3 protein-coding genes are annotated in these 12074 nt (G+C 64.9%); 1 reads left to right on the forward strand and 2 read right to left on the reverse strand.

Features of this window, described 5'->3' with window-relative positions:
* Window positions 1-44: 44 nt before the first annotated feature.
* Window positions 45-9524, reverse strand: a complete 9480-nt coding sequence (locus tag IPK69_01305; GenBank protein ID QQS09292.1) for a hypothetical protein — start codon at window positions 9522-9524, stop codon at window positions 45-47.
* Between the two features lie 672 nt (window positions 9525-10196).
* On the opposite strand from IPK69_01305, the gene IPK69_01310 reads away from it, so the two are divergent.
* Window positions 10197-11105 carry a hypothetical protein gene (locus IPK69_01310; GenBank protein QQS09293.1) on the forward strand — a complete coding sequence of 303 codons (909 nt, stop codon included), beginning with the start codon at window positions 10197-10199 and terminating at the stop codon, window positions 11103-11105.
* Window positions 11106-11152: 47 nt separating this feature from the next.
* Here IPK69_01310 and IPK69_01315 read toward each other — a convergent pair whose 3' ends face one another.
* A complete protein-coding gene (locus IPK69_01315) occupies window positions 11153-11845 on the reverse strand; it encodes a hypothetical protein (GenBank protein ID QQS09294.1) in 693 nt (230 codons plus the stop codon).
* Between the last annotated feature and the right edge of the window lie 229 nt (window positions 11846-12074).

The following is a 12074-nucleotide window of genomic DNA, read 5'->3' on the forward strand; positions in this document are numbered from 1 at the left end:
CGCGGGACGGCCCGCGGGCTTTTTCATGGCGTGAGCGACGCGTCTTAGATCTGTCCGAGCACTCGATCGAGCAGCGAGACCGAGTCCTGGCGTCCGAGGTAGAAACTGGTGTTGGTGATGGTGTCGAAGCGGTCGGATAGATCTCGATTGTTCGTGGGCACGGTGTAGGCCTGGCCGGCGCCGGGGCGATTGGCCACCGAGTCGGCGGCGAAGGGGTCGAAGGTGCCGCCGACGCCGTTGTCGGACGTGATCCGCAGGCCGAGGAGTTCTCCCGCGCGGCGGGCCGTCGCCGCGGTGAGGGCCTGGACGAAGTTGTCGAGATCGGCCTGGCTTGGGGTCAACCCCAGGGAGCCGAAGGACGGGGCAAAGATGACGGCCTCGTCCTCGGGGTCGGCATTGAAGGGATCGGAGTGCTCAGAGAAGCCGAACGGCTGGGTGAGCGACGGACCCTCAAAGATGAGCGTCATGGGATCGGACGACGACGTGAGGAAGATGGTGGAGAAGGGCTGGAACTCGAAATCGGCGGCGTTGGTGGAGAAGTTCGCGTCGAAACCGGCGTTCTGACCCAGAGCGCCCTGGAAAAGGGCGTTGAGCGAGGCGACGAGTTGCTGGCGGATGTAGTCGTCGGCGGACTGCGTCCCCACGACGACGCCGTTGAACCCGAGAGTCGAGGCGGAGAAGGGGATGAGTGAGGTCGCGAGACCCGCGGGCTCGAGCCAGTTGATCGTGCCGCCGTTGGTCTCGATGAGGAAGTTCTGGGTGCCGCGGGTGATTTGGCCCTGGCCCTGGGTGACGATCTCGACGGTGTAGTCGGTGTTGTTGACGCCCTGGATATAGAGGGCGAAGGTGCCGGCCTGTCCCGGCGTGTCGAACCGCTCGGGGACGATGAAATCGATGAAGAAGTCGCCCGAGGCGTCGTAGCCATAAGTCGTCGATGAACTGGAGGCGATCGTGCGCGGGCCGTCGGCGGCGATCGGAGTGAAGTCGCTCGGCGAGAAGACCATCACCGCGTCGTCGATGGACGAGGAGGCGGAGGTGTCGAAGAGGCCGAACTGGACCTCGCCTGAGGTGAGGAAGCCGAGATCGGCACCGGTGCGCGCCAGGCGGAGGGTGATCCGCATGCGTGTGCCCGGGACGATCGGGTCGCGGTTGTTGAGGTGGTAGACATCGACGTCGGCGACGGGGAGATTCGGGACGCCCGCGCGGCCGGCCGGGCCGATCGAGGAGTTGATCACTGTGGACTGCGACCCGGCGGAACTCGAGGTGGTGATGCCGTGCCCGTTGGTCCCGGTGACAACGTCGTCGGCGGTCCCCAGGATAGCATCGGCGCCCGCGGCCACGGTAAAGGTGGTATCGCCAACCACGATGGAGCCGAGGTCGTCGGCGGTGCCGAAGTTGCCGTCGGGCCCGGCGAAGAGCGTGGAACCCGGAGCGGTGGCGATGGACTGGCCATCGGCGGAATCGGTGGTGCTGGTGAAGCCCGTGTTGTGGTCGTCGAAGACATCGATGGTGAAGGAGTAGTCCCCGACGCCGCCGGGGATCGGATCGAGTGTCTGGAGGTCGCCCTGGCCGGGTAGGGAATCGAGATTGGTCACCACGATGGTGTAGAGGCCTGTTCTCTTCACGAGCAGGGCGCGCGTCTCGGTGCCGACGGGAAGATCGACCGCGTCGGCGGGGGTCACCGCGACGCCATCGGGATCGAGGACAAGGAAGTTGGCCAGGTTGGCCGAGCCGGTGAGAGGCGAGATCCGGAGGATCTGGCCTTCGATGAGCGTGATGGTGTAGGCATCGGTGTCGGCGGAGGTCGAGAAAAGCGGGTTGTGGTCGGGATTGTCGCCGATGAATCCGCGGATGGTGATGGGCGTGTTGACTTCGGGGAGACCGTCGGGGTCGCTGGGATTATCGAGGAGGAGATCGAGCGAGATTGGTGCGTAGAGATCGACGCGACCGAGCGCGGTGTTGAAGACCTCGGCCTGGGCGCGATCGCCGGCGTCTCCGACGATGCCGTGTCCGCGGTAGTTGTCGCCGGGGAGGGAGACGCCGTCGCCGTTGCCATCGACACGAGCGGCGAGGGATCGGCCACGGAGGATCTCGCGGTCGAGTTCGAAGCGGTAGACGCCGGGGCCTGGGATTCCGGGCACGGAAGGAAGATTCGCGGAGGTCACGTCGCGACTGAAAGTAATGACCGCGGCGTTGGTTGTGTTGTTGTAGGAGACGTTGAAGTCGATCGATTCGATCAGGCGGATCGTCTGGGCGCCATTGCCACGGACCTCGAGGACCGAGAGGGCGCTGGAGATCGTGCTGGCGTTGACGGGCTGATTGAACTGGAGCGTGGCGGTGAAGGTCGTGCCGCTTGTGCCCCAGACGATATCGGTGACCTGGAGATCGGCGGGGGCGAGTTTGCCCTTCTGGGCGTCGGTCGCGAAGTTGCCGATGGGGTTGGTGACGTTCTGGCCGGCGAGGCGGACGGTGCCCAGCGTGCCGCTGGAGGCGATGCGGTAGGACTCGCCCAAGCGGGTGGAGCCGACCTGGTTGCCGGAGATGTTGACGCTCCCGATCGTGGAGAGACCGCCAGCGACGGAGTCGTCGGCCGTCCCGAAGAACCCATCGGGCCCGCGGAGGAAGCCCGCGATGATGTCGGACTCCTGGAAGTTGCCGTTGATCGTGACGTTGCCGATGGAGCCGGCGCCGGCGCGATCGGCGGCGAGACCCGTGCCGCCATAGAAGCCGTCGGTTCCCAGATCAACACCGCCGAGGATGGCCGAGTCGAAGAACGAGCCGTTGACCGTGGCGGTGGTGAGGGACTTGCCAACCGAGACGACAGTTGTGCGGACCTCGCCCGAGGTGAAGGAGCCGAGTGAGCCGCCGACGCGGAAGGTCGAGCGTTCGGCCGTGCCGGTGATGTTGATGGCCGCAGCGTCGCGATCGATAGAGATCGCGCCGCGGGCGCCGTTACGAAGGGCGATGGTCCCCGCGGAGAGAGCGAAGACATTGACATCGTTGACGACGGCGGGATTCACGTTGCCGAACGCCCCGTTGACGGTGAAGGTCTGGATGGTGCGTGCGGAAATCTGGGCGGCGGTCAGATCGTCGAAGGTGAAGGCGTTGACGTTGCCGCCGATGGAGATCCTGCCGGTCGTGGCGACCGAGGTGAAGCGGGCGTTGTTGACGTTGCCGTCGATCACAACGTCGGACCCGCCGGCGAGTCCGGGGTTCACGGTGAGCGTGCCCAGTGAAGCGTCGTCGTTCGAGACGATGTCGAAGTTGGTCAGTGAGGCAAGAGTCGAGGAGACGGTGAGCGACGAGGCCGTGGTCGTGCTGCGGAGCGTGACCTTGAGGATGTTGGAATCGAAGAAGGCCTGGCCGGGGCCGGAGAATGTGAGCGTGACCGTGCCGCCACCGATGTTGAAAGTCTGCGTGCCGCTGAACTGGGTGCCGGGGATACCGATGCCCGAGTCGATGGCGGGATCGCTGGTGGCGATGCCCGCGGCGGCGACGCTGAGTTTCGCGTTGTTCGCGACAGCGGAAGAGATCGTGTCGCCATAGGCCGTGACGTTAGTCGCGGTCCCGGCGATGTTGATCGCGTTGATGAAGGAGAGGCCCGGGGCGACGCGGTCGTCGACGGTGTTGTACACGCCGTCGGCGCCGGCGAGGATGCCCGCGGAGAAGGAGGTGTTGGAGGCCGAGCCCGAGATGGAGACGGTCGCGATGTCGCCAGACTTGATGAGGTCCGCCGCGCTCCCGACGCCGCCCAGGCGGTTGTCTGACCCGAAGTTCACGACGCCGGCGACGAAGGCGGCGTTGGCGACCGAGCCGGTGATCGAGATGTTGGTGATCGTGTCGCCCGCGGCGAAGACCGTGCCCACGCCAGGGGTCGCAAAATCGTTCGCGACGCTGCCGTTGATGGCGATCGCGTCGATGGACCGGCCGGCGAAGAAGGTCGCCTCGAACACGCTGCCGCCGGTGACGCTGAGATTGACAATTTTCTCACCCGCAGAGATCGTCGGGCCTTGCACGTCTGAAGAGATCGCGATGCCCGGCGGGAGTTGATTGCGCAGCGCGTCGTAGGCGGCGAACTGGCTCAGGTTGGGATTGATGCCGATATCGCCGAAGACGCCATCGGCGCCCGCCGCGACGCGGAGGAGCGTGATGTTTACGTCGGCGTGGACGTTGCCGTAGAGGTTGCCGTTGGTGATGACAAGGCTGGCGATGGAGGCGGAGTAGGCCGCGATGGTCCGGCCCGGGAGGAAGGAGCCGTCGGTGATCGTGACGGAGTTGATCCCGCCCGAGTAGCTGATGATGTCGCCGCCGAAGTCGCCGCGGATCGCAACATTGTTGATAGCGCCAAAGGCGATGATGGAGCCTTCGCCGGCCTCGGCCTTGCCGATCTTACTGGACGACGAGTTCATCGAGACGGTGCCGATCGTCCCACCGACGCGGAGGTCGGCGTACAGCCGCCCGGTCGAGGCCGTCGCCGTGGAGAGATCGCCTCGAACGACGATCGCGGATCGATTCTCCAGGTCGCCGATATGGCGCCCCGCCGTGAGTTCGGAGACATTGCCCGAGATCGTGCCCGAGATCTTGAGATCCCGGCCTGCGGTGAGGCGGGTGACGTTGCCGAAGGTTCCGGTCGTGTCGATCGCCGCTTCGAGGTCGCCCTGCGTGACACGGATCGAGGTGATCGGGCCGGAGACGGCGACAGAGCCCGAGAAGAGGTCGCGTGTGGTGATGGAATCGATGCGCCCGTCGGGCCCGGAGACCTCGATGCGGGTGTTGGCGATGCGCTCGCCCGTGGTGAAGTTCTGGATCGGACCCGAGACGATGAACTCGGAACTCTCCACGCTGATTCCCGCGTTGAGCGTGGGGAGACGGCCGAGGACGAAGGAACTGGACTTGATCCGCTCGGCGACCTGCACGTTCTGCAGCGTGTTGGCGACTCCGACGATCGAGCGCGAGATGTTGCGGGCCTGGATGCGCCCGGTGACCGAGCCGACGACGTTGATCGTCAGGTCGTTCATGTTCTGGGCGATGGTGAGATTCTCGAGATTCTCCGGCGTGGAGATGAGATTGTCCCGCACCTTGAGGATCGGGCCCTCGAGCGTGCTGTTCCGCGTGCCCAGGAAGCTGATATTGCGGATTCGCCCGAAGATCCGCGTCGTCGAGGCGTCGTAGTAGCCGTTGTTGAGCGAGAAGTTGTTGAGCGTTCTCCCTCGCATGTTCGAGCGATAGAAGTTGGTGTTGGTCCCGATGACCTCGTTGATGTCACCCGTCGGGAGGGCCGGCTGGGTGAAGAGGTACGACTGCCACCACGTGTCGATGCCCGCGGCGTTGATGTCCGCGTCGATGATCGAGCCGTTGCTGATCTCGATGCGGCCGATGCCTTGCGTCTCGCCATCGACCTGCGGGTCGTTGGCGTTGGACGCGACGATCGGGCCGGAGAGGATGACGCCGCTGGGTCGTGAGGAATAGATGCGGCCGATATCGTCGATGGCGAAGATGCCGGCGCTGGCGAAGGGCGAATCGACCGTGTTGCGCAGGCCATCGCCGATGTTGATCTGGCTGATATCGCCCGCGTAGATGGAGCCAACGACACCGTCGAACGCGCCGAAGGGCGTCACGCCATCGGAGTTCGCGTTGATGGAAGCGATCTCGCCGTCGCGCGCGGTGGTCCCGGGCACATCGGAGGGCGCGGTCTGGAGGATCACGTCGCCGACCGAGCGAGCGACGTTGATCGCGGCGATCCCGCCGTTGCGAACGACCAGCCCATTGAGGAACTCGTCGAAGGGAACGCCGAGGTCCTCGAGGTAGGCATTGCCCGTGGCAATGGAGTCGTCGTCGAGCGGGCGATAGATGTTCCCGTTGTAGTTCGTGACGATGGAGTCGGTGTTGACGCCCAATGGACCGCCGACGCCACCCTGAAGGCCGTCCACCACGCCGAGTTCCACGCCAATGCGGCGCGGTCCCCAGGCGGGCATCTGGGTCGAGCCGAGGCTGCCGCGCGTGATATCGAGCGCGTTGAGCGTGTCGGCATCGATGGTCACCATGTCGCCGCCGGGCGTGGAGTTCCCGATGTGCGCAAACGTCGCCCCTCCGGCGTTGATCTCGGTGCGATACACGTCGATCTCAACATTCCCGGAGATCTCGACCGCCGAGTTGAAATCGTGGTTGGCGATGATGATTCGCCCGATCCCGACCGAGCCGGGCGATGCGCCCCCGCCCGCCGAGACGCCGGTCACGCGAAGGATCGCGCCCCCGGTCAGATCCGCGATGATCGACGCGATGGTCACACCCTGCGACCCGTCGATGGGGAGCACCGTGATGACCGCGGCGGGGTTCTGCTGCAGCCCCCCCTCGATCGTGATCTGCACGCGCGCGCCCGCGTCGTCCACGAACTCGATCGACTGGTTCGGCTGGAGGAGGAACGACGTCTGCGGTCCGGCGTCGAGGTCCACCTTGGGCGTGTCGAAGAAACGGACATCAGACCCGAAACCCGAGGTGATCGGGAGGCCCAGCGTGCCGCCATAGATGCCCCAACGGTCCTGGTCGGTCGTCGGCCCATAGGAATCCTGGCTGACCAGGAACGCGCCGATGGTGGAGCCTGGCGAGGTCTGGATATTCCAGGTGTCACCGGCAACGTGGAAGCCGGTGCGGATGTATCCGATATCGCCCCGCCCGCCGCTGGTGCCGGTGACGAAGGTGATGGTGTCGGGGTCGGCGGGCGCGAGCGGATCCTGGGCGTCCTGGTTCATCCCGACGCCGCCGGAGATGTTGACGTACCCGATCGAGCCGCCGACGCGGAGGTTGAACGAGTTGAGATCGCCCTCGGCGGGGCCGCCGCCGACCACCGGATGGAGTCCCGTGTACATCTGTCCGACATTGCCGCCGACGTTCAGCGTAATCGCGGAAGTGAGTTGTGCGGCACCGCCGATGTCCGACCCGGCGATGAGGCTGAAGAGCGTCCCACCGAGCGTGTACGTCCCGCCGTGCCACGACATGAGTTCGTCGATCGCAAGCCCGTCATAGTTGTTGACGAAACTCTCGATCGTGGCGTCGGCGTCGCCGTCGAACACGCCGGTACCGACACGCATGACACCGATGCTTCCGGTTGGCACGTTCAGCACGTTCGACGCCGCACCCCGGCCCATCGAACCGCCCGTGCGAATCAGGCCGGCCGCGACCGGCGAGAGCCCTGTGAGCGCGATCGAGTATGAGGCATTGCCGAAGTTGTTGTCGGGCTCGCCGAAGTTGCCATCGGTCACAACGAGGTAGTACACGCCGGGTCCGTCGGGACGGAAGCGGAACTGCCCGGCAAATGGCGTCCCCGCACCGGTGACATCCTCGGGCGCCGCCAGGCGATGCCCCTGGGCGTCCATGATGCGGATATACCCCACGCCGTCGCCGATCGCCTCGATCACGATGTCCTGGGTCCCATCAACCGCGAAGCTGTACACGTCGGACTTGTCCTCGGCGTCGAAGGGGCTTTGCCCGGAGATGTCGCCGATGATGCGGACACCCGTCGAGACCGATCCGACGAACTCGGCAGAGATGAGCGAGTCGTTGCGGAGGAAGCCGGCACCGAACGGAATAGGCTGATCGACCGCGCGGAAGAGATCCGAGGGCTGCCGCGCGGTGAAGTTCGTGTTGTTCACCAGCTGTCGCATCACGTTGATCGGGTCCGTGTTCGGATTGATGCCCAGAACGAACTCGCTCTCGTAATACGTGAAGGTGTCTCGCGCGGGGATCGTGAGCGGCGAGTTGAGGTCGCCGGTCACGGTCACGTCCAAATCCGAACGTCCGGCGACGATGAACTGACCCAGTGTGCGGCCGACGACGAGTTGACCATTGGTCTTCAAGACGCCATCACGGCCGCCTTGGTTGCCCTCGTCCGGCGAGACCGTCCCCGCCTCGCCACCCACGATCAGCGACCCGAGATCGCCGTTGACACGGATGCTGCCGTATTGATTGACCACCGCGATGCGATCGACAGCGCCGGTGTAGACCGACGACCCGAAGACCGTGCCGTGGACGAGCACCGAACCCATGGGCATGCCGCCATCGACAAAAATACCCTGGGTGGGGTTGGTGAAGTTGCCACCGCCCTCACCGTTCGCGCCTGGGGCAATCGCCCGCGGATTCGAGCCCGACGTATTCACGAAGGGGGAGCCGACCATCACCGAACCGGCAACCGGCGGAAGACCGTGGACGACGAAGTTGCCCTGGCCCTGCGGGTCGCGGTAGAACCCGAATCCCGCGTCCTCGAACTCGTCCGCGAATCCGGCCAGGTCGGCCGTGATCGTGAAGAAGGACGTGCCCTCGGACTGATCCGCGTCCGCCACGGGTGTGTCGGACTCCTCGATCACGCCGCCGACGAGCGAGAACGCCGTGCGAGAGTCGGTCCCGGTGAAACGAATGGCGCCGATGCCGTTGAATCCGGCGTCGGGAATGCCGTCGTCGTTGAGATCTGCAAGCGCCAGCGTGCCGTTCGGGCGAATGTGTCCGGCGAGGCTCGCCGCAACATCGGCCCCGAGGAGATCGGTGATCGTCACCGTCGCTCCGACCGGTCCGGAAAGCACCGCGAGCGCGCCGAAGACGCGACCGTCGATGAATCCCGCGAACTGGGGTGTGGGGATGGTGAAGGCGAGATCATCCACTCGGAACGCGGGGTTGATGCCAGCCCCCGGCGCCGTGAGCGTCTCGATGCGGACCTCGTCAAAGGACGGATCGTCCACAGGACCGTCGATCACGAAGTTGCCCACGCCATTGGCGACCGGGCCCTGCGCATTCTGGATCAGCGCGTCGATCTGCGGCCCGGTAAACGTGGCGATCACAACGTTCGCCCTGCGGAGCGTGATGCGCATCCGCGCGGTATCGAGCCCCGTGTTGTCGAGCCCGCCATCGCCCGTCACCGTGAACTGCACGCGTGTGGCCCCGGCCGGTCCAGTGGGATTATCCGGATCGTCGAACACCTTGAACGAGATGAAGTCCCCGGCATTGGCGAGCGATCCGCGGAGGTATCGCTCGGTGTTGTCCGCGCCCGGCGGCTCGATGCGGATGCTGCCCGCGGGGACCACGTTGTGAAGGATCTGGATGCCAGAATCGGTGAAGAACGTCCCGCTGCCGGCCGCACCCGGATTGTCGTCGTTGAAGTCTTCGGTCCGGTCCTCGGTCTGTTGCTGCTGCTGCTCGATGGCGGCCGGTGGAATCAGCGAGGGAAGGACATAGGCAAAGGCCTGGCGAACCGTGCCGATGCCCGTCGCGGGATCGATGTCGGCTGGTGTGATCGTCAGCGAGAAGAGCAACTGCCGCTTCTCGAGTTGATCCACACTCGGGCGATCCAGCCCGCCGGCAAGAGACGCGAGGCGTGCCGTCCCGTTCATCGCCGGCGATCCTGCCGCGCGAGCACGAACATACGGACGACGCGCACGACGAGAGTTCACGCCCGGGTTCTTGAAGCCCATCATCGACTCCTCATTGGTCGCCCGCATGTGGCGACGCGTGCTGGTCCAGGCTCCGCCTGGATCCAAGGTGACCCATTATCGCGGCCTTGGGCACCCACGTCTCATGGAATCTCCCGGTGCAAAACCGGTCAGTTCCCGCGCGCGCCGCACGATCCGCGAACTCCACGAGCCATTTCGCTCCGTGATTCGCGAGCCTGTCTCACGCCGCACCGTGCGTTACCGCCGTTGCCGCATGACCTTCGGGCTGACTCAGGTTCGAGGCGCGACCCACGATTCTCGCGGGCCGTGTCGATCGAGTCGCCGTGCCGGCACGCCATGGCGCACCAACCGGCTCGCTCGTCTCCAGGCGTCGATCTCCAGAACTTCCGTCCCAAAGTCGGCCCGGTGACTCTAGTAGCGTACCGCAAACCGTACCGCCGCACAACCGAGGTTCACCCGAAGTGTGCGGCCTCCGATCAGGACGCCAAGGAGCATGAACAGCGAATCGGCTCCGCTTGCCTGCTCCTCAAGCGAATCCATACGCCTTGTGACACACGTTGGATCCGACGCCGAAACCCGTACTTGAACCAAACGCAACGCCCCGTCAAACACAGCCCAATCGCGCAAACTTCGCCATTCCCCAGAAACCCGACCCCGATCGGGCCGAAGAAATCGATAGCGCGACCGTTTCGACCTTACCTCGGATTCGGCCCGGGGGACCACTCGACCGCGTCGCTCCGGAGGCAAACGATCACCCAGATGGGCATGCAGGACGCGACATTCACCGCCCTGGCGATCGCGCAGTCCGCAGAAGGCGGATTCGATCAGGTCATGGTCGCGCGCGCGGCAGCGCTCCTCGCCATCATCGTCGGGCTGATCCTTTGGTCGGTCGGCTCGAAGATCCTCAAGCCCGCGACCGTCACCATCGGTGCCTTTCTCGGTGGACTCCTCGGCTGGACCGTCGCCGGTCCGATGCTCCCAGCACAGGTCGGCCCCCTGACCGGAGGCCATATCGGCGCAGGTGTCGGCGGGCTTGTGGGTTTGGCTCTCGCGCTCGCCACGTTCCGCCTCGCGCTTTCGGTCGTTACGGCCGCGACCTTCGCCTCGATCGGCGCCCTCGGTGCCGCGGTCTACATCGCCTCGACGCCGCCTCAAGATACGAGCGCCACCACTGCCGCCGTCGCGACACACGAAACACAAAGCCCTTCGATCTCGCTCGCAGGGTTTGGACTTTCGAGCCACACCGACGACTCGCTCCCGATCGGGGCATCGCTCGCGTCCAAGCAGGCTCTGGCCGAGGTCGCCGAGCGGGTGCCGCAGGAAGTCTCGGAACTCGCGAGCAGCGTCGTTGCGGACGCGTCGAATGCGTGGTCAGCACTGCCAGCACCATCGCGTGCGATCTTCGCGGGGACGATCCTCACGACCGCGATCCTCGGGCTTGTCGTCGGCGGCCTCTCGCCGAGACGTGCTTCGGTTCTCGTCACGGCCGCGGCCGGATCGGCGCTCTGGCTCTGGGGCCTGATCTCGCTTGCGGGAGATTTCCAACTCCCCGGCGTGCAACCGCTCCGCGAGTCGCACGCGTTGGCGCTCGCCATCTGGGCCGCACTCGCCGCACTCGGATTGATCATCCAGCGCACTCGCCACCAGCCCGAGCCGGCGGAAGACTGAATCGAGCGACTTCGAGTTCGTTCGCTACGGTCACTCTCGCGCGAACCTCACACCTCGATCGTCTGCCCCTGCGCCACCATCTCGTCGTGCCGTTCCTTGAGCAGGTACTTCCTCGCTCGGCTATGCGTGTCACGCGGTGGAATCGTTGAGCCATCCGAGCGGAACCGGATCAGGTGTCCGGCCCGGCAGAGTTTCGCGATCGCCTGGTTCACGGACGATCGCAAGGACGTCGGGGCCGCGTTGGTCACGTACCCAACAGCCGAAAGACCGTCGGCGATCTCCTCGCTGGTCAACGTGCCTCGCTCAATCTCCCAGATTGCCAGGATGGCCTCCGAGATGTTCTTGTGCCGGGACATGGACAGAGTGTCCGTGGTTTCTTCCGGCTCAGTATTTCGCAGGATCCCGTCGAACGACGATACCTTGCGCCGCTGCGCATTCATGAGTTCCTGGGCTCGTTCGCGTATCTGTGCGATTCGCGACTCTACCTTGGAGGCCACGGCCTCGTATTGCTTGCGCGCCTCACGCTCCACGGCCCGTTCGGACTCAATCTCGGCCGTAACCCGCTCCAGACGCTCCGCAATCTCGACTAGGCTCAACTCGGAAACCGGCTTTCCGAGCGTGCCCAGTCCATTTCGGCTTGAAGTAGGGATTCCAGTCATCAGTGTGCTCACGTTCTTCTCCCGACGGTTCTGCACAGAACCATGCTTCGCGTAGATGTCCTCGCAACCCTCAAGGCTCATGGCTGTACATGCACTTGTGGAACGCGGATCTTGTACCGTGTGTACCCATACACCGTCAATAGGGAGAAACCCTCGATGTAAACATTTTCTATGACTTGCCGTGCTTCACCCCAGTGTATTTGCTGGTATGCCAATCATTTTCCGAACGCATTCTGATCACGAGCGAGGCTAATTGGACGAAAATTCACTGGCATCCCGAGCGGAGGCCGTGTCGAATAACCTGTATATG

This window comes from Phycisphaerales bacterium (assembly GCA_016699835.1).
In the GTDB taxonomy this organism is placed as follows: domain Bacteria; phylum Planctomycetota; class Phycisphaerae; order Phycisphaerales; family UBA1924.

Excerpts from the sequence above, each read along its gene's own strand:
- IPK69_01310 (QQS09293.1), top strand. The coding sequence starts at position 10,197 with ATGGGCATGCAGGACGCGACATTCACCGCCCTGGCGATCGCGCAGTCC.
- IPK69_01315 (QQS09294.1), bottom strand. The coding sequence starts at position 11,845 with ATGAGCCTTGAGGGTTGCGAGGACATCTACGCGAAGCATGGTTCTGTG.